This is a genomic window from Flavobacterium sp. FlaQc-52, assembly GCF_044007495.1.
Classification (GTDB): Bacteria; Bacteroidota; Bacteroidia; order Flavobacteriales; family Flavobacteriaceae; genus Flavobacterium; species Flavobacterium cupriresistens.
Genome location: NZ_JBIPCV010000041.1, coordinates 1 through 547, shown reverse-complemented (window position 1 = coordinate 547; position 547 = coordinate 1). Strand labels below are relative to the sequence as shown.

4 protein-coding genes are annotated in these 547 nt (G+C 34.2%); all 4 read right to left on the bottom strand.

Translation table 11 applies throughout. The features are described from left to right. A partial coding sequence (locus tag ACHRV5_RS22395; protein ID WP_395428322.1) for a class I lanthipeptide occupies positions 1-75 on the bottom strand: 75 nt, incomplete at its 3' end. 7 nt (positions 76-82) lie between these two features. Beyond that, positions 83-232, bottom strand: a complete 150-nt coding sequence (locus tag ACHRV5_RS22390; RefSeq protein WP_230004263.1) for a class I lanthipeptide — start codon at positions 230-232, stop codon at positions 83-85. Positions 233-239: 7 nt separating this feature from the next. Continuing rightward, positions 240-389, bottom strand: a complete 150-nt coding sequence (locus tag ACHRV5_RS22385) for a class I lanthipeptide (protein WP_230004263.1) — start codon at positions 387-389, stop codon at positions 240-242. A gap of 7 nt (positions 390-396) precedes the next feature. Beyond that, positions 397-546: a class I lanthipeptide gene (locus ACHRV5_RS22380; protein ID WP_230004265.1), complete on the bottom strand. Its 150-nt coding sequence runs from the start codon at positions 544-546 to the stop codon at positions 397-399. Between the last annotated feature and the right edge of the window lies 1 nt (position 547).

Below are 547 nucleotides of genomic sequence, written 5' to 3'. Positions count from 1 at the left end.
CATTTGGTTGTCGTTTAATTCTGCAACAGCTACTTTATTAAAAGCTAACTTGTTGATTGTGTTTTTGTTTTTCATAAGAGGATTAGTCTAGGGCTTTTGCCAATAAATAACTGATTACTAAAAGACATGTTGGGCTTGTGCCGCCGTCAACGTCATACATTTGGTTGTCGTTTAATTCTGCAACAGCTACTTTATTAAAAGCTAACTTGTTGATTGTGTTTTTGTTTTTCATAAGAGAATTAGTCTAAGGCTTTTGCCAATAAATAACTGATTACTAAAAGACAGGTTGGGCTTGTGCCACCGTCAACGTCATACATTTGGTTGTCGTTTAATTCTGCAACAGCTACTTTATTGAAAGCTAACTTGTTGATTGTGTTTTTGTTTTTCATAAGAGAATTAGTCTAGGGCTTTGGCTAATAAATAACTGATTACTAAAAGACATGTTGGGCTTGTTCCACCGTCAACGTCATACATTTGGTTGTCGTTTAATTCTGCAACAGCTACTTTATTGAAAGCTAACTTGTTGATTGTGTTTTGTTTTTTCATA